At 72.0% G+C, this 19,034-nt stretch carries 24 protein-coding genes; 18 read left to right on the top strand and 6 right to left on the bottom strand.

The window, feature by feature from the left end:
- Window positions 1–19: 19 nt before the first annotated feature.
- Window positions 20–1,753, bottom strand: coding sequence for an ABC transporter ATP-binding protein (locus ACZ7MX_RS08225; RefSeq protein ID WP_472130411.1), 1,734 nt, complete (start codon window positions 1,751–1,753; stop codon window positions 20–22).
- A gap of 208 nt (window positions 1,754–1,961) precedes the next feature.
- Between ACZ7MX_RS08225 and ACZ7MX_RS08230 the strand changes: the two genes are divergently transcribed.
- From ACZ7MX_RS08230 to ACZ7MX_RS08260, 7 genes are all read left to right on the top strand, one after another.
- The gene (locus ACZ7MX_RS08230; protein WP_030414753.1) at window positions 1,962–2,207 is read left to right on the top strand and encodes a MoaD/ThiS family protein; all 246 of its coding nucleotides are present in this window, start codon (window positions 1,962–1,964) and stop codon (window positions 2,205–2,207) included.
- A 10-nt stretch (window positions 2,208–2,217) separates the two neighbouring features.
- Window positions 2,218–3,384 (top strand): hypothetical protein, encoded by a 1,167-nt coding sequence (locus tag ACZ7MX_RS08235; protein ID WP_472130413.1) that lies wholly within the window; start codon window positions 2,218–2,220, stop codon window positions 3,382–3,384.
- Window positions 3,385–3,596: 212 nt separating this feature from the next.
- A complete protein-coding gene (locus ACZ7MX_RS08240; RefSeq protein ID WP_472130415.1) occupies window positions 3,597–4,298 on the top strand; it encodes an LmeA family phospholipid-binding protein in 702 nt (233 codons plus the stop codon).
- Between the two features lie 259 nt (window positions 4,299–4,557).
- Complete coding sequence (locus ACZ7MX_RS08245; protein ID WP_351531855.1) at window positions 4,558–4,665, top strand: putative leader peptide; 108 nt, start codon at window positions 4,558–4,560, stop codon at window positions 4,663–4,665.
- A gap of 216 nt (window positions 4,666–4,881) precedes the next feature.
- A complete protein-coding gene (locus tag ACZ7MX_RS08250) occupies window positions 4,882–5,727 on the top strand; it encodes a sulfurtransferase (RefSeq protein ID WP_472130417.1) in 846 nt (281 codons plus the stop codon).
- A gap of 39 nt (window positions 5,728–5,766) precedes the next feature.
- Window positions 5,767–6,054, top strand: a complete 288-nt coding sequence (locus tag ACZ7MX_RS08255) for a DUF1416 domain-containing protein (RefSeq protein ID WP_030286290.1) — start codon at window positions 5,767–5,769, stop codon at window positions 6,052–6,054.
- 167 nt (window positions 6,055–6,221) lie between these two features.
- Window positions 6,222–6,509 carry a DUF3099 domain-containing protein gene (locus ACZ7MX_RS08260; protein ID WP_030414757.1) on the top strand — a complete coding sequence of 96 codons (288 nt, stop codon included), beginning with the start codon at window positions 6,222–6,224 and terminating at the stop codon, window positions 6,507–6,509.
- A 155-nt stretch (window positions 6,510–6,664) separates the two neighbouring features.
- Here the strand turns inward: ACZ7MX_RS08260 and ACZ7MX_RS08265 are convergent, their stop codons facing one another.
- Window positions 6,665–7,030, bottom strand: coding sequence for a DsrE family protein (locus ACZ7MX_RS08265; protein WP_030414758.1), 366 nt, complete (start codon window positions 7,028–7,030; stop codon window positions 6,665–6,667).
- 262 nt (window positions 7,031–7,292) lie between these two features.
- Here ACZ7MX_RS08265 and ACZ7MX_RS08270 point away from each other — a divergent pair, with 262 nt between their 5' ends.
- From ACZ7MX_RS08270 to ygfZ, 3 genes are all read left to right on the top strand, one after another.
- Window positions 7,293–7,880: a heme-binding beta-barrel domain-containing protein gene (locus ACZ7MX_RS08270; RefSeq protein WP_472130420.1), complete on the top strand. Its 588-nt coding sequence runs from the start codon at window positions 7,293–7,295 to the stop codon at window positions 7,878–7,880.
- 236 nt (window positions 7,881–8,116) lie between these two features.
- On the top strand, window positions 8,117–8,554 hold the full coding sequence (locus tag ACZ7MX_RS08275) for a Fur family transcriptional regulator (RefSeq protein WP_030812671.1): 438 nt from the start codon (window positions 8,117–8,119) through the stop codon (window positions 8,552–8,554).
- A gap of 44 nt (window positions 8,555–8,598) precedes the next feature.
- Entirely contained in the window at window positions 8,599–9,579 is a 981-nt protein-coding gene (gene ygfZ, locus ACZ7MX_RS08280) for a CAF17-like 4Fe-4S cluster assembly/insertion protein YgfZ (RefSeq protein ID WP_472130422.1), read from the top strand.
- A 558-nt stretch (window positions 9,580–10,137) separates the two neighbouring features.
- Here the strand turns inward: ygfZ and dtd are convergent.
- The gene (dtd, locus tag ACZ7MX_RS08285; RefSeq protein ID WP_472130424.1) at window positions 10,138–10,563 is read right to left on the bottom strand and encodes a D-aminoacyl-tRNA deacylase; all 426 of its coding nucleotides are present in this window, start codon (window positions 10,561–10,563) and stop codon (window positions 10,138–10,140) included.
- A gap of 125 nt (window positions 10,564–10,688) precedes the next feature.
- On the opposite strand from dtd, the gene ACZ7MX_RS08290 reads away from it, so the two are divergent.
- The 5 genes from ACZ7MX_RS08290 (at window position 10,689) to ACZ7MX_RS08310 (ending at window position 14,279) form a co-directional block, all read left to right on the top strand.
- Complete coding sequence (locus tag ACZ7MX_RS08290; RefSeq protein WP_472130426.1) at window positions 10,689–10,988, top strand: hypothetical protein; 300 nt, start codon at window positions 10,689–10,691, stop codon at window positions 10,986–10,988.
- Between the two features lie 25 nt (window positions 10,989–11,013).
- Entirely contained in the window at window positions 11,014–11,559 is a 546-nt protein-coding gene (locus ACZ7MX_RS08295; RefSeq protein WP_472130428.1) for an RsiG family protein, read from the top strand.
- Window positions 11,560–11,616: 57 nt separating this feature from the next.
- A complete protein-coding gene (locus ACZ7MX_RS08300; protein WP_472130430.1) occupies window positions 11,617–12,612 on the top strand; it encodes an asparaginase in 996 nt (331 codons plus the stop codon).
- A 348-nt stretch (window positions 12,613–12,960) separates the two neighbouring features.
- A complete protein-coding gene (locus ACZ7MX_RS08305) occupies window positions 12,961–13,392 on the top strand; it encodes an ankyrin repeat domain-containing protein (protein WP_265361589.1) in 432 nt (143 codons plus the stop codon).
- A gap of 320 nt (window positions 13,393–13,712) precedes the next feature.
- Window positions 13,713–14,279: an NADPH-dependent FMN reductase gene (locus ACZ7MX_RS08310; RefSeq protein WP_472130432.1), complete on the top strand. Its 567-nt coding sequence runs from the start codon at window positions 13,713–13,715 to the stop codon at window positions 14,277–14,279.
- A 130-nt stretch (window positions 14,280–14,409) separates the two neighbouring features.
- Here ACZ7MX_RS08310 and ACZ7MX_RS08315 read toward each other — a convergent pair whose 3' ends face one another.
- Window positions 14,410–14,997 carry a TetR/AcrR family transcriptional regulator gene (locus ACZ7MX_RS08315; RefSeq protein ID WP_472130434.1) on the bottom strand — a complete coding sequence of 196 codons (588 nt, stop codon included), beginning with the start codon at window positions 14,995–14,997 and terminating at the stop codon, window positions 14,410–14,412.
- Between the two features lie 168 nt (window positions 14,998–15,165).
- On the opposite strand from ACZ7MX_RS08315, the gene ACZ7MX_RS08320 reads away from it, so the two are divergent.
- On the top strand, window positions 15,166–15,579 hold the full coding sequence (locus ACZ7MX_RS08320) for a VOC family protein (RefSeq protein ID WP_472130436.1): 414 nt from the start codon (window positions 15,166–15,168) through the stop codon (window positions 15,577–15,579).
- 252 nt (window positions 15,580–15,831) lie between these two features.
- On the top strand, window positions 15,832–16,185 hold the full coding sequence (locus ACZ7MX_RS08325; protein ID WP_472130437.1) for a winged helix-turn-helix transcriptional regulator: 354 nt from the start codon (window positions 15,832–15,834) through the stop codon (window positions 16,183–16,185).
- A gap of 223 nt (window positions 16,186–16,408) precedes the next feature.
- Here the strand turns inward: ACZ7MX_RS08325 and ACZ7MX_RS08330 are convergent, their stop codons facing one another.
- The gene (locus tag ACZ7MX_RS08330; RefSeq protein WP_472130439.1) at window positions 16,409–17,188 is read right to left on the bottom strand and encodes a class I SAM-dependent methyltransferase; all 780 of its coding nucleotides are present in this window, start codon (window positions 17,186–17,188) and stop codon (window positions 16,409–16,411) included.
- A gap of 464 nt (window positions 17,189–17,652) precedes the next feature.
- The gene (locus tag ACZ7MX_RS08335) at window positions 17,653–18,087 is read right to left on the bottom strand and encodes a VOC family protein (RefSeq protein WP_472130441.1); all 435 of its coding nucleotides are present in this window, start codon (window positions 18,085–18,087) and stop codon (window positions 17,653–17,655) included.
- A gap of 266 nt (window positions 18,088–18,353) precedes the next feature.
- Between ACZ7MX_RS08335 and ACZ7MX_RS08340 the strand changes: the two genes are divergently transcribed.
- On the top strand, window positions 18,354–19,016 hold the full coding sequence (locus ACZ7MX_RS08340; RefSeq protein WP_472130443.1) for a TetR/AcrR family transcriptional regulator: 663 nt from the start codon (window positions 18,354–18,356) through the stop codon (window positions 19,014–19,016).
- The last annotated feature ends 18 nt before the right edge of the window (window positions 19,017–19,034 follow it).

Consider the following 19,034-nt stretch of genomic DNA (forward strand, 5'->3'; position numbering starts at 1 on the left):
GTCCCCTTGTCCGCGGTGGTCACGCCGCCTCCTGCTCGGTGAGCTGGGAGAGCACGATCTCCCGGTAGGTCTCGTTGCCGGCCATCAGCTCGGCGTGGGTGCCGGTGCCCACGATGCGGCCCTCGTCCAGCACGACGATCCGGTCGGCGCCGCGGATGGTGGCGACCCGCTGGGCCACGATCACCACCGTCGCCCGGTCCGTCTCGCGGGAGAGCGCGGCGCGCAGTGCGGCGTCCGTGGCGTAGTCCAGCGCGGAGAACGAGTCGTCGAAGAGGTAGATCTCGGGCCGGCGGACCAGCGCGCGGGCGATCGCCAGCCGCTGCCGCTGGCCGCCGGAGACGTTGGAGCCGCCCTGCGCGACGGGCGCGTCCAGGCCGCCTTCCATCCGCTCGACGAAGTCGCGGGCCTGGGCGATCTCCAGGGCGTGCCACAGCTCGTCGTCGGTGGCGTCCGGATTGCCGTAGCGGAGGTTGCTCGCCACCGTCCCGGAGAAGAGGTACGGCTTCTGCGGGACCAGGCCGATGGCGCCGGCCAGCGTCTCGGGGTCGAGGCCGCGGACGTCCTCGCCGTCGACGAGGACCGTGCCGCCGGTCGCGTCGAAGAGCCGGGGCACGAGCCCGAGGAGGGTGGACTTGCCGCTTCCGGTGGAGCCGATGACGGCGGTGGTCTCACCGGGGCGGGCGGTCAGCGAGATGTCCTTGAGGACCGGCTGCTCGGCGCCGGGGAAGCGGAACTCGACGTTGCGGAGCTCCAGTTCGCCGCGGCGGCGCAGTGCGGTGACCGGGTTCTGCGGCGGGACGACGCTGGAGTCCGTGGCCAGCACCTCCTGGATGCGCTCGGCGCAGACCTCGGCGCGCGGCAGCATCATGACCATGAACGTGGCCATCATGATCGACATGAGGATGTACATCAGATAGCTGAGGAAGGCCGTCAGCGCGCCGATCTGCATCCCGCCGCTGTCGATGCGCAGCCCGCCGAACCAGACGACGGCCACGCTGGAGAGGTTCACGATCAGCATGACCAGCGGGAACATCATCGACATCAGCCGGCCGGCGCGCAGCGAGACGTCGTAGAGGCCGGTGTTGGCCCCGGCGAACCGCTCGCGCTCGTGCCGGTCGCGGACGAACGCGCGGATCACGCGGATGCCGGTGATCTGCTCGCGCAGCACGCGGTTGACGGTGTCGATGCGCTCCTGCACGCCGCGGAAGAGCGGCCGCATCCGGCGCACGATCAGTGCGACGAGGATCCCGAGGACCGGGACGATGACCAGCAGGAGGCCGGACAGCGGCACGTCCTGGTTGAGCGCCATCACGATGCCGCCGACGCACATGATCGGCGCGGAGACCATCATCGTGAACGTCATCAGCACCAGCATCTGGACCTGCTGGACGTCATTGGTGGTGCGGGTGATCAGCGACGGGGCGCCGAAGGCGCCGACCTCGCGGGCGGAGAAGGACTGGACCCGGTCGAAGACCGCGGCGCGGACGTCCCGGCCGAGCGCCATGGCCGTGCGGGCGCCGAAGTAGACGGCACCGATCGCGCAGACGATCTGCAGCAGGGTGACGGCGATCATGAATCCGCCGGTACGGAAGATGTAGCCCGTGTCACCCCGCACGACACCGTTGTCGATGATGTCGGCGTTGAGGGTGGGGAGGTAGAGGGTGGCCAGGGTCTGGATCAGCTGGAGCAGCACGATCAGGGTCATCGAGCGCCTGTGGGGCCGCAAATGCCCCCGCGCGAGTCGTACCAACACACAATGAGCCTAAGTGAACACTTGCCTTCGGCAATCGAATTTCCGAAAGGCCGCCAGGAGCGGGACGAAAGCCGTCACCGGGACTCGTCCCGGACGGCCCCGGCCGCCGCGTACGCCATCATGGAGGCGGCAACGACGGGGCCGCCGCCACCGAGGGCGGTCCCCCGACCGACACGACGAAGAGGCCGCCGTGACAACAACTGGCACCGTGCGCTACTGGGCCGCGGCCAAGGCCGCCGCGGGCACGGCAGAGGAGCCCTATACGGCGGCGACGCTCGCCGAGGCGCTCGACGCGGCGCGCGCCGCGCACGCCGCGAACCCCGAGTTCGCGCGCGTGCTGATGCGCTGCTCGTTCCTGGTGGACGGCGATCCGGTGGGCACCCGCGACCACGCCCGGGTGCCGCTGGCCGAGGGCGGCACCGTCGAGGTCCTGCCGCCGTTCGCGGGAGGGTGAGCAGCCGATCATGAGCGACCACCAGCCGCAGGGCCACCACCCGTACCAGCCGCACGACCCCTACGCCCCGCAGGACCCCTATGGGCAGTCCGGGCAGTCCGGCCCCTACGCCCCGCAGGACGCCTACGGCCGGCCGGCCCCCTACGGGCAGCCCGCGCCCTACCAGCAGCAGTACGGGGGCCCCGACCCCTACGGGCAGCCGGGGCACCAGCCGGCGCCCCAGCCGGCCGCCGCGCCGCACGCCCACCAGGCCGCCTACGGCGACCCGTACGGGCAGCCCGGGTACCGACCCGAACAGCCCGGCTACGGCCACGACCGGCCCGGACCGGAGCAGCCCGGGCCCGCCGCGCCGCCGCCCGACCGGCAGCCGGCCGCGACCGCCACCATGGCGGCCGCCCCGCCCTCGCTGCCCGCCGCGCCGCTCGCGCCCAACCAGCGCGCCCGCCTGGAGGGCCGCTCGCCGATCATCCCGCCGGGCATCCAGCCGGCCGCGCTGACCGCCGTCCTCGCGCTGCTGCTGGCCCTGACCGCGCCGCTGGCCCGGCCGGTGCTCGCGGTGCCGGTGGTCCTCCTCCAGGCGGTCACCGCCGCCGGCTGGTTCCGGCTGAACGGCATGTGGCCGGCCCGCCAGGGCATCGCGCTGGCGTTCCTGGCCGGGCTGGCCACCGACGCGGCGCTGCTGGCCACGGACCGGGCGAGCGCCCCCCTGGTCTGCATCGGCACGCTCGGTGTGTGGTGCCTGCTGGTCCTGATCCTCCAGCTGCGCAACCGCAGCAGCGCGGACGAGCGGATGTACGCGCTGACCGCGGGCCTGACCTCGACCGCGCTGGCGGTGCTCGCGGCCGGCCACCTGGCCGGCAACCCGCACGCGGTGGTCGTCGGCGCCGCCGCGGTCGCGGTGGCCACGCTCGCCCGGGCGCTGCCGCTGCCCTCGTCCGTCTCGGTCGTGATCTCCCTGGCGGCGGCGGCCGGTGCCGGCATCGCGGCCGGCCAGCTGACCGGCCTGGGCACGTCCGGCGCCGTGCTGGGCCTGGCGGCCGGCGGCTGCGCCCTGATCGGCCTGCGGGTGGCCAGCTACGACTACCCGTCGCGCTTCGTCCACATGACGGCCGGCGTGGCCCTCCCCCTGGCCCTCGCCGCCCCCGCGGTCTACGTCCTGGGGCGGGCCCTGGGCTAGCCCGACGGGGCCGCACCGACACTCGGCGGCGGCCGCCGGTGAGCGCTTCTCGCGCCCGCCGGCGGCCGCCGCTCCCCTTTGGGGAGGGCGTCGTTTAGGGTCTGATCCACCGGACAGGCCCTGGGTAGGCGTCCGGAGCGCAGGCAGGGGGCCTGCACGCCAAGCGACGGGCCGGCCGGGCAGTGCCGGCCCAGTGTGGGGGTAGTGGTTCGATGCGCGCACTACGGGTGCTGTTGGTCCTCGTCGTCATATTCGGCGGCCTGTTCGTGGCCGCCGACCGGGTGGCGGTGAATCTCGTCGAGGACAAGGCCGCGGAGAAGATCCGCAGCAGCCAGGGACTCGACCGGACCCCGGACGTCACCATCAAGGGCTTCCCGTTCCTGACCCAGGTCGTCGGGCGTGACCTGGAGGAGGTGGACGCCGAGCTCGGCGGGATCGAGGCCCGCGCGGACGGCCACGCGCTGCGCATCGACAAGCTGTCGGCGCAGTTCCACGACGTGGCGCTGACCAGCGACTACATGTCCATCGAGAGCGCGGCCACGGCCACCGGCAACGCCCGGATCAGCTACGCGGACCTCACCAGGGCCGCGGGCGGCGGCGTCAAGATCACCTACGCCGGGGAGAAGAACGGCCGCAGCCAGGTCAAGATCTCGCCGAACCTGCCGCTCCTCAGCTCGCTGGACGTGACCGGCTCGATCAGCATCGTCCACGGCAACACCGTGCGGCTGCGGGCCGACGGGCTGCCCGCGATGTGCCGGGCGCTGCCGGGCTGCGAGTCGAAGGTGCGGGCCCAGACCGACCACGACTGGAAGCTGGACCAGCTGCCGGGCAACCTGAAGCTGGACAAGGTGGCGACGCTGGCCGACGGGCTGTCGATCTCCGCCTCCGGTACGGACGTCAAGCTTCCCGGCTGACCCGGGGCACCCGCCGCGGGCCGCCCCACCGGCCCGCCGCCCGGCCCGACGACCCGGCCCGACCACCCGGCCCGACCACCCGGCCGTCCATTTCCTGAGACAGCCGGGTCCGCACCCCAGACCCCCCACCACCGAACGGCCTCCGGCGCCCGCCCGGAGGCCGCTCGTTCACGCCCTGCGTCCCACATCACGGACAGACGCGTCTCGCCATTCGACACGCCGGTGACATGCCCGGCCCCGCGTCCCTACGATCGGTGCCATGCAGAGCGCATTGAGCCGTTCCCGTCCGCGGGGACTGGCGGTCCTCACGAAGCGGCGGGCAGTGGACCTGTGCCGCGTCGCCGCCATGCTCTGTCGCCCTGTCTGACGGGGTGCGCCCTCCCCCAGGCTCGTCAGAGCACGGGGTGTTCCCCTCGCCCGGCCGGCCGGCCGCTCCGGCCGAATCCCCCGCGTGTCCCCCGCACCGCGCCGCTCCGGCGCCCCGACGATCGTCATGGGCCGTCCGGAAGCCTCCGGCGCGTGCCCGGCGTACCCGCGTGCCACTTCCCCAACCGCCCCCGTAACTGCCCCGGAGGAGAAGAACATGAGCCGTAGCGACGTCCTCGTAGACGCCGACTGGGTCGAGGCCCACCTCGAGGACCCGAAGGTCGTGATCGTCGAGGTCGACGAGGACACCTCGGCCTACGACAAGAACCACATCAAGAACGCGGTCCGGATCGACTGGAAGAAGGACCTCCAGGACCCGGTCCGCCGCGACTTCGTCGACCAGGCGGGCTTCGAGAAGCTGCTCTCGGAGAAGGGCATCGCCAACGACGACACCGTCGTCCTCTACGGCGGCAACAACAACTGGTTCGCCTCCTACGCGTACTGGTACTTCAAGCTCTACGGCCACGACAGCGTCAAGCTGCTCGACGGCGGCCGCAAGAAGTGGGAGCTGGACTCCCGCGACCTGGTCGACGGCTCCGAGGTCCCCCAGCGCCCGGCCACCGACTACAAGGCCAAGGCCCAGGACACCTCCATCCGTGCCTTCCGTGACGACGTCGTCGCCGCGATCGGCACCAAGAACCTGGTCGACGTGCGGTCCCCCGACGAGTTCAGCGGCAAGCTGCTCGCCCCCGCGCACCTGCCGCAGGAGCAGTCGCAGCGCCCCGGCCACGTGCCCAGCGCCCGCAACATCCCGTGGTCGAAGAACGCCAACGACGACGGCACCTTCAAGTCGGACGAGGAGCTCACGGCCCTCTACGAGCAGGAGTCGGTCGATCTGACCAAGGACACCATCGCCTACTGCCGGATCGGTGAGCGCTCCGCGCTGACCTGGTTCGTGCTGCACGAGCTGCTCGGCCAGACCAACGTCAAGAACTACGACGGCTCCTGGACCGAGTACGGCTCGCTGGTCGGCGTCCCGATCGAGCTCGGCGCCAACAAGTAAACAAGGCTTCTCCCCCGAACCCCTCAAGGAAGTACCCCTATGTGTGGAGCACAGGCCGGCGGCCCGGACGCCTCGACCATCAAGCCCGGTGAGACCACGATCCAGGGCAGCGTGACCCGCGACGGCGAGCCCGTCACCGGTTACGTCCGACTCCTGGACAGCACCGGCGAGTTCACCGCCGAGGTTCCCACCTCCGCGACCGGACAGTTCCGCTTCTACGCGGCCGAGGGCACCTGGACGCTGCGCGCGCTCGTCCCCGGCGCCACCGCGGACCGTACCGTCGTCGCCCAGAAGGGCGGGCTGGCGGAGGTCGCCATCGCCGTCTGACGGCGACCCTTGTCCGTACCTTCCGTACGGCCGTGAGGGCCGCACCCCCGAGGCTTGGACGCCTTGGCGGGGGTGCGGCCCTTCGCGCTGCTCCGGCCCGGAACCGGGCCACGAACCGGGCCGCGCCCCGGCTTCTTTCCGGTCCCCCGCGGATTTACCGTGGAGTTGTGTACGCGCACCAACGGTCGCCCGCAGAGCGCCGTCATCGCCGGTACTTCGTGCTGATGGGCGTGTGCCTCGTGCTGTTCGTGCTGGCCTGGGGCGTGGTCCGGCTGTGGTCGGTGCCGGTCGCGGTCGGCATGTGCGTCGTCGCCATGGTCATCCCGCCGGTCGCGGCGATCATCGGCAACCGCCGCGAGCCCGGCGAACGCTGGTGGGACGAGTCCGGCGACCCGGAATCGGACCGCTGGTGGCGCGAACTCGACGACCGCGGCGACGACAAGCACCCGCGGTAGCCGGGCACCGGCGATACACAAGCACCCGCGGTGGACAGGCGCACTCGGCGGTCCCGTCCGCTCCCGCGCGGGCAGGACACCGCGGCACCGCGGTCAGGAGGCTGTGCGGCACCGCGGCCAGGAGACCGTGCGGTACCGCGGTCAGGAGACCGTGCTCAGTAGACCAGCGCCTGGACGTCGTCGGGCATGATCTCGCTGACGAAGACCTGGGCCCCGGCGATGCCCGCGCCCTCGATCAGGTCCTTCTGTTCGATGTTGCGACGGGCCGCGCACTGCGTGCAGACGGTGATCGCGCCGCCGCCCGCGCGGATGCCGTCGATCAGCTCCGGCAGCGGTGCCGCGTGCGGCAGCTCGAACTCCGCCGCCCGACCGGGCAGCGCGAACCACACCGACTCCCCGGTCAGCCACAGCGACACCTCGACGCCGCTGGCCGCCGCCACCGCCGCCACCGTGAACGCCTGCGAGCACCGCTCGGGTGCATCCGCCCCCGCCGTCACCTTGATCACGAGCTTCTTCGCCATGGGGCCAAGAGTAGGCGCGGGCGGGCGGCAGACCTCACAGCGCCGTGGCCGATGCCGCCGACTAGACTCGCAAGCGGTCCGTTACATCCTCACTCCGTCCAAGGAGCGCGCCCGTGCTTGAGGCATTCTTCACCACCCTGCTGGTTCTGGTCGCCGTCGGCGTCATCGCGTTCGCCGGTCTGACCTGGGCGAAGCTGTACCAGGGCCAGCGCTGACGCACGCGGACACCCCTTTCCCCTCTCTACAGATCGCCTGAGCTCTCATGATCGAGATCCCCTCCGACCTGAACCCGGCCCTGGTGCCGCTCGCCTTCCTCCTCGGCCACTGGGAGGGCGCCGGCGTCGCCGACTTCCCCGGTGCCGAGAAGTGCAACTTCGGGCAGGAGGTCACCTTCTCCCACGACGGCCGTGACTTCCTGGAGTACCACTCGCACAGCTGGGTGCTCGACTCCCAGGGCAACAAGGTCCGCCCGCTGGAGAGCGAGAGCGGCTACTGGCGCGTCGACGCGGACCGCAAGGTCGAGGTCGTGATGATCCGGGACCAGGGCGTCGTCGAGGTCTGGTACGGCGAGCTGGCCCACCAGAAGCCGCAGATCGACCTGGCCACCGACGCCATCGCGCGGACCGCCTCGGCCGGCCCGTACAGCGGCGGCAAGCGGCTCTACGGCTACGTCAACAGCGACCTGATGTGGGTCGGCGAGAAGTCGACCCCGGACGTGCCGCTGCGGCCGTACATGTCCGCGCACCTGAAGAAGGTCGCCGACCTGAAGGAGTGGGCCGAGAGCCTGCCCGACGACATGCCGGACGGGGTCTCCTTCTTCAACCCCGACGGCACTCCGTACCAGGGCTGACCGGCCCGCACGACGAGCTTGACGCGCTGCGACGACCGCGGGCCCTGCCGCCCGCGGACGTCGGCCTGGCCGCGGTCGTCGGCGCCGGGCACCGGTCGGCAATGCGCTCGCCGACCCGTTCGTCCCCGGGATCTCCTCCGGAGCGGCTACGGGCGGGCGGCCGGCGCGGCAGGCAGGCGGGCGGTGGCTGACGGCGGCGCATACCCCGTCGCCGTCCACCCTCCTACACTGGCGGTGTGGTGACCACCGACTGGCAGAGCGACCTCCGCAGGCGCGGATACCGCCTGACCCCGCAGCGGCAGCTCGTCCTGGAGGCCGTGGACAGGCTGGAGCACGCCACCCCGGACGACATCCTCACCGAGGTGCGCAAGACGGCCGGCGGCGTGAACATCTCCACGGTCTACCGGACCCTGGAGCTCCTGGAGGAGCTGGGCCTGGTCAGCCATGCCCACCTCGGCCACGGCGCGCCGACGTACCACCTCGCCGACCGCCACCACCACATCCACCTGGTGTGCCGGGACTGCACCGAGGTGATCGAGGCGGACCTGTCGGTGGCCGAGCCGTTCACCGCGACGCTGCGCGAACAGTTCGGCTTCGAGACCGATATGAAGCATTTCGCGATCTTCGGCCGGTGCGCGGACTGCCGCGCCAAGGCCGCCGGCGACGAGGGCTGAGACCGCCCCGGCCGAAAGCCGCGACCGCGTCGTAGGCTGGGCCCATGCTGCGACAATCACCCGTCAGCCCGCTGCTGTCGCTGCCCGGCGCCGTCCCTGCCGAGGCCCCCGACGAAGGCGTTGCCGCGCACTACGGCGACCTGTTCCGGGAGCAGCGCGCGCTCGCCGACGGCACCGGCTTCGTGGACCTCTCGCACCGCGGCGTGGTCACCGTCAGCGGCCCCGAGCGGCTGAGCTGGCTGCACCTGCTGCTCACCCAGCACGTCAGCGAACTGCCGCCCGGCCACGCCACGGAGGCGCTGATCCTCTCCGCGCACGGCCACATCGAGCATGCGCTGTACCTCGTCGACGACGGGGAAACGACGTGGATGCACACCGAGCCGGGTGGCCAGGAGGCGCTGATCGCCTACCTGGAAAGCATGAAGTTCTTCTACCGGGTCGAGATCGCCGACCGGACCGACGAGATCGCGGTGGTCCACCTGCCGGCCGGGTCCATCGCCGAGGTCCCCGAGGGCACGGTCGTCCGCGAGACGCCGCACGGCCGTGATCTGTTCCTGCCGCGCGCGGAGCTGTCGGCGTTCGCCGACACCCACGGCCCGGCGATCGGCGTGCTGGCCCTGGAGGCGCTGCGCGTCGAGGCGCACCGCCCGCGGCTCGGCCTGGAGACCGACCACCGCACCATCCCGCACGAGCTCGGCTGGCTCGGCACCGCCGTGCACCTCCAGAAGGGCTGCTACCGCGGCCAGGAGACCGTCGCCCGGGTCCACAACCTGGGGAAGCCGCCGCGCCGGCTGGTCTTCCTGCACCTGGACGGCAGCGAGGTGCACCTGCCCCCGCACGGCGCCCCGATCCGGCTCGCCGCCGACGGCGAGGAGGGCCGCCAACTCGGCTTCGTCACCACCTCTGCCCGCCACCACGAACTCGGCCCCATCGCCCTGGCCCTGGTCAAGCGAAACGTCCCCGTGGACGCCCAACTGACCGCAGGCGGCACAGCAGCGGCCCAGGAGGTGGTGGTGCAGCCGTAGGGCCGGGGGCTGCGGGGCTACGGGACTACAGGGGGCTGGTCGGGTGCCTGGGATGCCTCACCCGGCCCACCACGTAGGAGTAGGCCCGGTGGGGATCGTGGGGGCTGCGGGGCTGCGGGGGCTAACGGGGCTGTGGGGGCCGTGGAGCTACGGGCCTGCGCGGGCTGAGGGGGCTGCAGGGGCTGCCGGAGGGGGGAGTCGGCCAGGCGACCGGGAAGACCTCACCTTCCCAGCTACGTTCGCTGCGCGCGGCCAGGAACGGCCTGCTCTCCCCGCCACGTTCGATGCGTGCGCCCGGGAACTTCCCACCTGGCCCACCGCGTTCGCCGCCTGCGGCCCGGGAATAGCCGCCCGCCCCGCCACGTTGTGGCCCCGCAGGGGGCCCTCGCGTCCCCTAGGGAATCCGTTCGACTCCCCCTTACGGGTACCAGTCCCCCGCTGGACGCCCCCAAGGGCGTTCCCCCGAGGGAAGCCCCTAATGGAAACCCCTAAGGGCGCCCCCTGAGAGCGCCCTCCCCCGGGGCCCTCGGGCCTCGCCCGCCCCTCAGGTCCCCGCCCTCACACCTCGACCAGGACCGTGAACGGTCCGTCGTTGGTCAGTGAGACCTTCATCTGTGCGCCGAAGCGGCCGGTCTCCACAGGGGCGCCCAGCGCTCGTAGCTGGGCGACGACCTCGTCGACCAGTGGTTCGGCGACCGGGCCGGGGGCCGCGGCGTTCCAGGTGGGACGACGGCCCTTTCGCGCGTCACCGTAGAGAGTGAACTGGCTGATCACCAGCAGCGGCGCCCCGGTGTCCGAGCAGGACTTCTCGCCCTGCAGCATCCGCACCGACCACAGCTTGCGGGCGAGTTGTGCCGCCTTCTCCGGGGTGTCGTCGTGGGTGACGCCCACCAGTACACACAGCCCCTCCCCGACGATCTCCCCGACCGTCTCGCCCGCCACCTCGACGCGGGCACCGTCAACTCTCTGCACCACGGCTCGCATACCCGCCATCATGCCGGTCGGCGGTACGGCTTCGGACAGCCGTGCCCCCACGGGGGCCGTTCGGGTGCCATGGCCCTGCAGAAGGACCGCACAGAGTGGCACGATGCGTGCACGTGGTGCGTTTCATGGACAACATGCCCTGGACGCGGCCCGGACGAGGGGACGGAACCATTTATGAGCACTGCCGGCGCCGGACAGACACCCGGTCCCGTACCGAGCGCCCGTACGACACCGAGCGCCCGTACGAAACCGACCGAACCACCGGCGCCAGCCGCCACCACCGCTTCCGGCACCGGACGGACGGCACCTGCCGCCCCGGCGGCCCCCACCGCATCAACGACCACCACCTCATCTCCCACCACCGCCCCCGCAGCCACCACATCCACCACGACGACCACGACGACCACGGCAGCGGCTCCCGGTGAGCCGGCCGGCACCAAGGACGGCCCCATGCTCCAGGCAGGCCAGGCGCAGCACCCCCGCCCCCCGCAGCAGCGCGACCGCTGCCGCCCGGCCACCACACCCGATCTCTCCGGACTGGGGCTGCCCGAGCTGCGGGTCGTACGCCGGGACTCGCAGCAGGAGGAGGCCGATCTGAGTTATCTGCGGCGGCTGCTGCAGGGCCGGATCGACATCCTGCGGGCCGAGATCGCCCGCCGTACCGCCCAGCACTCGCCGCTGCTGGACCGGCTGCCGGAGATCCTGACGGACCTGCCGTCGCGGCACCGCTCGTCGGCCCGCCATGTGACGCTCGGCACACCGCACAGCGAGGAGTACCGCAGGATGGCGGACGAGATGCTCGGCGAGGTCGAGCTGTCCGACCTCACCGCGCGGACCGACCAGGAGCTGCACGAGGCGATGGGCCGGCTGATCCGCTACGAACGCCAGGTCTCGCAGCGCCGGCAGTCGCTGCAGCGCACCACCGACGAGTGCAGTGCGGAAATCGCCCGCAGGTACCGTGAAGGCGAAGCACAAGTGGACGACCTGCTGTCCTGACGGGCCACAAGCCTTCCGGACGCGGGTCGGCCCCCGTCCCCGTCCGGAAGGCTGCCGATGACCTCGTCCTCGCCCACCCCGATATCCGTACCGACCCCGCGTTCCCCGGAGGACGTCTCCCCGGTCCTCGCCGAGGTCGTGCGCTCCGGTTTCGTCGAGGGCCGGCACCGCGGCTCCCTGGTGGTGCTGGCGGCGGACGGCAGCGTCGAGACGGCGCTGGGCGATGTGGCGGCACCAGTCTTCCCGCGTTCCACGAACAAGCCGATGCAGGCCGCGGCCGTACTGCGGGCGGGCCTTGAGCTGTCCGGCGAGCGGCTGGCGCTGGCCGCCGCGAGCCACTCCGGCGAGTCCTTCCACCTCGATCTCGTCCGGACCATGCTGGCCGAGCACGGGCTGACCGCCGACCAGCTCCAGACGCCGCCCGACCTGCCGCTGGACCCGGAGGAGGCGGAGTCGTACCTCGCCGCGGGCCAGGTCCGCGACCGGCTGGCCATGAACTGCTCGGGCAAGCACACCGCGATGCTCGCCGCCTCGGCGCGCAACGGCTGGGCGCTGGACTCGTATCTGGACCCGACGCATCCGCTGCAGCAACTGGTGGACGAGGCCGTGCGCGGCGCGAGCGGCGAGGACGTCGCGCACGTCGGTACGGACGGCTGCGGCGCCCCGCTGCTCTCGCTCTCCCTGACGGGCCTGGCCCGCGCCTTCCGGCACTTCGTACTGGCGGACCCCGGCACGCCGGAGCGGCAGGTGGCGGACGCGATGCGCGCCCACCCGGAGTACGTCGCCGGCACCCGCCGCCCCGACACCTGGCTGATGCAGGAGCTGCCCGGCACGCTGTCGAAGATGGGCGCCGAGGCGGTCCAGGCGGTGGCCCTGCCGGACGGCCGGGCGCTGGCATTCAAGATCGACGACGGTGCCGGGCGCGCCCTCGGCCCGGTCCTCGCCCGCACCCTCCGCCTGATGGGCGTCGACGCGCCGGTGCTTTCCCGTCTGGCGGAGGTCCCGCTGCTGGGCGGCGGGGTCCGGGTGGGAGAGATCCGCGCGGCGTTCTGATGCGGCCTTCTCACGCAACGGGATGACGCGGTGCGTTCCGAGGTAACGGGCTGACGTGGTGCGTCTGACGCGGCGTGCTGGTGGGGACTCCCCTGGGGTTGGCGCCGGCTCCCCTGGGGTTGGCGCCGGCTCTGCTGGGGTCGGCGCCGGCGCCGGGTGCGCTGGCACTGCCGGAAGGGCAGTGGCCTGCATAAAGTGGCGATGACAGTGCAGGAACAAGTGCACGCAGGTACCGCACAGGTATCAAGGACGTACCGCGCAGGTGCCACGCAGGCACCTCGCAGTACCGCGCACTCGTCCCGCACCGATCATGCACGTACCACCCACGACAGCAGGAGGCCGGCGACCATGAGCGACGCGAATCCCCAGCCGCAGGGGCCCGAGTCGATCGAGCATGCGCATGACCCCGAGGTACTGCAGCTCGCGTCCAAGGTGTTCGACCTGGCGCGGCACGGAGACACCGACACCGTCGCCGCGTACGTGGACGCCGGCGTGCCCGCCAACCTGACGAACGACAAGGGCGACTCGCTCGTGATGCTGGCGGCGTACCACGGCCACCCGGCGACGGTGGAGGCGCTGCTGCAGCGCGACGCCGACCCCGACCGCCCCAACGACCGCGGCCAGACGCCGCTGGCCGGTGCGGTGTTCAAGGGCGACGACGAGGTCGTCAAGGTGCTGATGGCGCACGGGGCCGACCCGTCGGCGGGCGCGCCGTCGGCGATCGAGACGGCGCAGATGTTCCAGAAGACGGAGCTGCTGAAGCTGTTCGGCGTGGAGTGATCTGCGTCGAGTTGCCGGCGTCGGGCGATCGGCGTGGGGTGATCCGCGCGGAGTGGCCGCGGAAATGGCCGCAGGGAGGGCCCCCCGGGCGGCTCTCCGTGGCGCCGACCTGCATGGCGCCACGGACATGGCTCCTGCCTCCGTGGCGGCGGTCCCGTAGCGCTGGTCTCCGTGTCGCCGACCTCCATAGCCCCAGCCTCCGTGGCGGCGGTCCCGGGCGCGCTTGACCTCAACTTCGCTTGAGGTCTTAGCGTCGGGTCCCGACGGCGAGCCCGCCGTCCACCACCCGGCCACCCGGCCACCCGCCACGGAGGACCCGCATGTCTGAGCACGCCTACCGCCTCGCAGTCATCGTCGCCAGCACCCGGGAGGGCCGGTTCGCGCCCGTCATCGCGAACTGGTTCACCCGAGAGGCGGAGACCCGCGCCCATGTCGACCTCGACGTGATCGATCTGGCCGAGGTCCGCCCGTACGAGCTGCGGCACGGCAGCGAGGAGTACGAGTCCTTCGCCAAGCGTGTGGAGGAGGCGGACGCGTTCGTGGTGATCACCCCGGAGTACAACCACTCCTTCCCGGCCCCGCTCAAGCACGCCATCGACCTGCTGTTCCCGCAGTGGCAGGCCAAGCCGGTCGGCTTCGTCTCGTACGGCGGGATCTCCGGCGGCCTCCGCGCCGTCGAGCAACTGCGGCTGGTCTTCGCCGAGTTGCACGCCACGACGGTGCGCGAAACGGTGAGCTTCGCGCTGGCCGGCAACCTCTTCGACGACGAGGGGCGGCTGCACGACCCGGCCCCCGCCGAGAAGGCCGCCGGCGCCCTGCTCCGCCAGCTGGAGTGGTGGGCCCTGGCCCTCCGCGAGGCCCGCACGGCGCGCCCTTACGGGGGCTAGGTCGAGTCGGGGCGCACCCCTTACGGGAGTCAGGGCGCACCCTTACGGGAGTCAGGGCGCACCCTTACGGGGGTAGGGCGCGCCCTCATGGGGCCGAGGGACCCGGCCTGGGGAACTCCGCCACTCGGGGCTATTCGGACGCCCCCTCCGGCCCGATCGTGCGGTCGACGAGTGCCGCGATCAGCCCGTCGGTCTCCTCGGCGGGCACCACCCCGGGCAGGGTGAGCTGCTCCAGCATCAGCCCGGTCATGGCGAGATACATCAGGGTCACGGCGGTCGGGTCACCGGGCAGCCCGCTCTCCAGATGGAAGCTGAGGTTCTCGTCGAACGTCGCCCGCATGACCCGGGTCAGCTCGGCCTGCAGCTCGGGGCGGCGGGTCGCCTCCAGCCGCAGCTCCAGCATCGCCAGATAGCCGGTGCGGTTCTCGGTCACCCGGCGGTTGATCCACCGCATCAGGTCGGCCACCAGCGCCCGGCCGCGCGGCGCCGCCATCACCTCGGCGACCTCGTCCGGGTCGGGCGCGATCCGCTGGTGAATCTGCCCGGTGACCTGGGCCAGCAGATCGTCCCTGCTGGTGAAGTAGTTGGACGCGGTGCCGCCGGGCACCTCCGCGGCCGCGTCGACGGCCCGGAAGGTGAGCCCGCGCGCACCGTCCCGCGCCAGCACCTCGATCGCGGCATCCACCAACGCCGCCCGCCGCTCCGGATTGCGCACCATCTCGCCCACCTCACACGTCGCCGACCGAATTTCCGAAAACCCCTTGCAACCACTACATCCAGAGTACTACAACTGGAGTCGTTGCACCGGTGGTGGCCGTGACCGCCCCGATCCGGTGGCACACCACCGCGCCGCCGGACCGCCCGGCCGCGCCAGGAGAGGATCCTTATGCGCTTCGCCAAGTTCGGCACCGCCCTGCTCACCGACGACGTCGCGGTCAGCACCCGCTTCTACGTCGACCACTTCGGCTTCCAGCCACTCGTCGAACTCGACTGGTACGCCAGCCTTCAGCACCCCCAACACCCCGACTGCGCATTGGACTTCACCCTGCGCGGACACGAGGCCATGCCGTCGGACTTCCGCCACCAGAAGACCGCCGGCGCCCTCCTCGGCTTCCTGGTGGAGGACGCCGCGGCCGAGGAGGCCACCCTGCGCGACAAGGGGGTGCCGATCGCCGTACCGCTGCGCGACGAGCCCTGGGGACAGCGCCGCTTCAACGTCTGGGCCCCCGAGGGCACCCTGATCGAGGTCCTCCAGACCATCGATCCGGACCCGGAGTGGATGGCCGCCCAGGGACTGTGAGGGGCACTCCGACCGTCGCCCACCAACCACCCTCCGGTCCTGGATACTTGCTACTTGCTACTTGCTCCGGCGAGCGGCACGCGTCAGGACACGCCAGGATTCGTCAGGACCCGTCAGGCGCCGCAAGGCACCGTCAGGCACCGAACGCCAGGCACCGTCAGGCATCGACCGCCAGGCACCGTCAGGCACCTCAGGACGCGCCAGAACCCGCCGGAACTCGTCAGAACGCCATCAGGGGGAGCTGGACCGGTCATGAGCGCACGCAACAAGCCGTACGAATGCGGGCTGGACGCCGCGGTGGACGTCATCGGCGGCAAATGGAAGGTGTTGCTGTTGTGGGCGCTGGCCGAGCGCCCACAACGGTTCGGCGAACTGCGCCGCGGCCTGCCGAAGATCACCGAGAAGGTACTGACCCAGCAGCTGCGCGAGCTGGAGGCCGACGGCATCGTGCACCGCGAGACCTTCCCCCAGGTGCCGCCGAGGGTCGAATACTCCCTCACGGAGGCCGGCCGCTCCCTCAACGAGGCCCTCGCCCCCCTCGGCGCCTGGGGCACCGCCCACATGCCCCACTTGGAGGCCACTTACGGTCAACGGCATCCGGGGTAGGGGCGGTTGGGGTGTGGGGGTGTGGGGGCGTTGGGGCCTTGGGGTGTCGGGAGGTGAGGAGGGTGGCGGCAGGCAGGCGGAGGCTCGCGGCAGGCAGCCGGGGACTCTGCGGCAGGTAGCCGGGGCTTGGCCAGAGGCCCGCACGCCGCGGGCCGGGTGAGCCGTCACCGCCCCGCACACATCACCTCGTCACTACGCACACCCACGTCACCACACCCCCACGTCACCACGCGCCCCGCACCGCCGTGGCGATATGCACCCGCATCGCGCAGGGGATCCGGCCGTCCGGCAGCGCCAGGGCCGCCGCCTCCCTCTCGAAGCGGGCCCGTAGTTCCGCGGTGACGGCGGGGTCGAGCGGCCCCAGATCGTAGAAGCCGCCCATGGTCGCCCAGACACGCTCCGGCGGTGTGGTGAGATCGATTCGTACGGTCTCCCAGCGCACGGGCCCGAATCCGGCCGGGCCGAACACCGCGTCGAACCCCTCGCGGTTCCGCAGCCGCCGGTCGCCGAGCGAAGGAATCCGCTGGTCGGCGGGTGCGGCCGCGAACAGCGGCCGGGCCACTCGCAGGAACGCCGCATACGCCTCGTCGCTGTCCGCACCGCCACCCAGGGCGACCGCCAGCGTGCCCCCGGGCGCGAGCACCCGTGCCACCTCGGCCGCGACCTGCTCGGCGTCACCCATCAGCATCAACGCCATATGGGACACACAGCCGTCGAACCGGCCGTCCTCGAAAGGGAGTTGTTGAGCCCGCCCGGCCCTCAGGTCGGCGCGGGGGACACCGGGGCGGCGACGGGCCAGCGCCAACTCCTCGGCAGACAGATCGAGTCCGGCCAGCTCCCGGTCGGCCCGCTCTCCCCGCTCTCCCAGCTCTCCCCGCTCGGCGAGGAGTTCGAGCAGCAGACCGTCACCGCACCCGAGATCCAGCACCCTGTCGCAGGCCGCCACCCGGTCCCGGAGGATCTCGTAACTCGACCGCCCGTCCTCGGCCCGCCCATGCGCCATCGTCCGTACAGTCACCGCGGGGTGCGCCGCGTGAAACGCCCGCAAAAACGCTTCCTGCTCCCGAACCGTCGCCATCCCCCGATCGTAGACACGACTTCGGATGGGAAAGGCGGGTCGGGGAGGCGGATCGCGGGGCGGATCGAAGGGCGGACCGAGGGTGGGTCGAGGGGCGGGGCGAAGGGTGGTGAGAAGGACGGTGGGAAACCCGGGGGAAGCCGCGGCGCTGGGAGGGGGCTGAGCCCAACCAGCCGCCAGCTGGCAGCCGCCTGCCGCCTGCCGCCTGCCGCCTGCCGGGGCGCCCTATCCGTCACCTGGGCCCTCCCGGACGCCAGTGAGCCCGCCGTGACGCCAGTGAGCCTTGCTCAGTCACTGGTGAGCCCACCCGCCCCCTACGCCCCCTCTCGGCCGCCGGTGAGCCCTCCCACCACGCACCACGCCTGGCACCCTCCCGGCCGCCGGGGCTCCTACCCCTCCTCGATGAGCCCCTGCCCGTCGCCGGTGGGCCCCTCCTGCAACGACCAGCCGTTGCCGTCGGGGTCGGTGAAGTAGACGAACGAGTTCCACGTCCCGCCGGGCCCATCGGCCAACGCACCGTCCTCGACGTGCTGCACGGGGCTCGCAGCCACGCCCCGCTCGACCAACTGTGCCCGGGCCGCCGCAACATCGGACACCACCAGCTGGAGGCCCTGCACGGAACCGGGCTGCACGTCGGTAACCCCCATACCCGCACCGATGACGATCGAGCACTCAGACCCGGGCGGCGTCAGCTGCACGATGCGCGCCTGGCCACCGACCGAGACGTCATGGTCGACGGCGAAGCCCAGCTGCTCGCTGTAGAAACGCTTGGCCCGCTCCACATCGGCCACCGGAACCGGCACCAGTTCGAGCTTCCAATCCATGACACGCCGCCTTCCGCACGACGACGACAAGAGCACCCGCCCCGAAGCACCCGCGCCAGCACACCCACACCGGGACACCCCGGCGCCCCGGCAGCACCCACTCCACAATCGGCAAGACCCGCTGCAGGAAATCCGCTGCAAGACATCAGCTGCAAGACATCCGCTGCAAGAAGTCTAAGGAGCGAACGGCGACCATGCGCAGCGCGCGGACCGGCGTGGGTGGCGAACGATTGACGGAGTGAGCACTCACTCCGTACCCTGGACGCATGACCCCACAACCTGCACGCCGGCGCGCACCCGGCATGAGTGTGGAACAGCGCCGGGCCATGATCGTGGCCGCCGCGCTGCCGCTGGTGGCGGAGTACGGCGCGGCCGTCACCACCAGCCAGATCGCCCGCGCAGCGGGTATCGGCGAGGCAACGATCTTCCGGGCCTTCAAGGACAAGGACGAGGTGCTGGACGCCTGCGTCCGCGAGGCGGTCAGCACGGACCACGTCCTGCGCGAACTGGCCTCGGTCTCCCTGGACGAGCCGCTCGCCGCCCGGCTGACGGAAGCGGCCGAGGCGCTGCGCGCCCATATGGAGCGGATCGGTACGGTCGTCGGCGCCCTGCACGCCTCCGGTCACCTCCGCGGCCGCGGCCGCGAGCCCGGGACCGTCGCGCCGGAGGCCGGGGCCAAGACGGACGGACCGCCGGAGGACCCAAGGGCCCGGTCCGCCGCCGCGCTACGCCAAGCCGTCACCGAGCTGATCGAACCGGACCGGGACGCCTTCCGACTGGCCCCCGAGAAGGTCGCCGGTGCCTTCCTGGGCCTCCTCTTCACCCGCCTCCCCACCCCCGTCTCAGAGGCCGACACCCCCCTGACCAGCGAGGAACTCATCACCGTCCTCCTCCACGGCACCCTCACCCACCCCGGCAACCACACGTAACGCCCGCCCCGGCCAACG

The organism is Streptomyces sp. NPDC107765, from assembly GCF_055657085.1.

Excerpts from the sequence above, each read along its gene's own strand:
- ACZ7MX_RS08235 (WP_472130413.1), top strand. The coding sequence starts at position 2,218 with ATGAGCGACCACCAGCCGCAGGGCCACCACCCGTACCAGCCGCACGAC.
- ACZ7MX_RS08240 (WP_472130415.1), top strand. The coding sequence starts at position 3,597 with ATGCGCGCACTACGGGTGCTGTTGGTCCTCGTCGTCATATTCGGCGGC.
- ACZ7MX_RS08245 (WP_351531855.1), top strand. The coding sequence starts at position 4,558 with ATGCAGAGCGCATTGAGCCGTTCCCGTCCGCGGGGACTGGCGGTCCTC.
- ACZ7MX_RS08250 (WP_472130417.1), top strand. The coding sequence starts at position 4,882 with ATGAGCCGTAGCGACGTCCTCGTAGACGCCGACTGGGTCGAGGCCCAC.
- ACZ7MX_RS08255 (WP_030286290.1), top strand. The coding sequence starts at position 5,767 with ATGTGTGGAGCACAGGCCGGCGGCCCGGACGCCTCGACCATCAAGCCC.
- ACZ7MX_RS08265 (WP_030414758.1), bottom strand. The coding sequence starts at position 7,030 with ATGGCGAAGAAGCTCGTGATCAAGGTGACGGCGGGGGCGGATGCACCC.
- ACZ7MX_RS08270 (WP_472130420.1), top strand. The coding sequence starts at position 7,293 with ATGATCGAGATCCCCTCCGACCTGAACCCGGCCCTGGTGCCGCTCGCC.
- ygfZ (WP_472130422.1), top strand. The coding sequence starts at position 8,599 with ATGCTGCGACAATCACCCGTCAGCCCGCTGCTGTCGCTGCCCGGCGCC.
- dtd (WP_472130424.1), bottom strand. The coding sequence starts at position 10,563 with ATGCGAGCCGTGGTGCAGAGAGTTGACGGTGCCCGCGTCGAGGTGGCG.
- ACZ7MX_RS08290 (WP_472130426.1), top strand. The coding sequence starts at position 10,689 with ATGGACAACATGCCCTGGACGCGGCCCGGACGAGGGGACGGAACCATT.
- ACZ7MX_RS08295 (WP_472130428.1), top strand. The coding sequence starts at position 11,014 with ATGCTCCAGGCAGGCCAGGCGCAGCACCCCCGCCCCCCGCAGCAGCGC.
- ACZ7MX_RS08300 (WP_472130430.1), top strand. The coding sequence starts at position 11,617 with ATGACCTCGTCCTCGCCCACCCCGATATCCGTACCGACCCCGCGTTCC.
- ACZ7MX_RS08305 (WP_265361589.1), top strand. The coding sequence starts at position 12,961 with ATGAGCGACGCGAATCCCCAGCCGCAGGGGCCCGAGTCGATCGAGCAT.
- ACZ7MX_RS08310 (WP_472130432.1), top strand. The coding sequence starts at position 13,713 with ATGTCTGAGCACGCCTACCGCCTCGCAGTCATCGTCGCCAGCACCCGG.
- ACZ7MX_RS08315 (WP_472130434.1), bottom strand. The coding sequence starts at position 14,997 with ATGGTGCGCAATCCGGAGCGGCGGGCGGCGTTGGTGGATGCCGCGATC.
- ACZ7MX_RS08320 (WP_472130436.1), top strand. The coding sequence starts at position 15,166 with ATGCGCTTCGCCAAGTTCGGCACCGCCCTGCTCACCGACGACGTCGCG.
- ACZ7MX_RS08325 (WP_472130437.1), top strand. The coding sequence starts at position 15,832 with ATGAGCGCACGCAACAAGCCGTACGAATGCGGGCTGGACGCCGCGGTG.
- ACZ7MX_RS08330 (WP_472130439.1), bottom strand. The coding sequence starts at position 17,188 with ATGGCGCATGGGCGGGCCGAGGACGGGCGGTCGAGTTACGAGATCCTC.
- ACZ7MX_RS08335 (WP_472130441.1), bottom strand. The coding sequence starts at position 18,087 with ATGGATTGGAAGCTCGAACTGGTGCCGGTTCCGGTGGCCGATGTGGAG.
- ACZ7MX_RS08340 (WP_472130443.1), top strand. The coding sequence starts at position 18,354 with ATGACCCCACAACCTGCACGCCGGCGCGCACCCGGCATGAGTGTGGAA.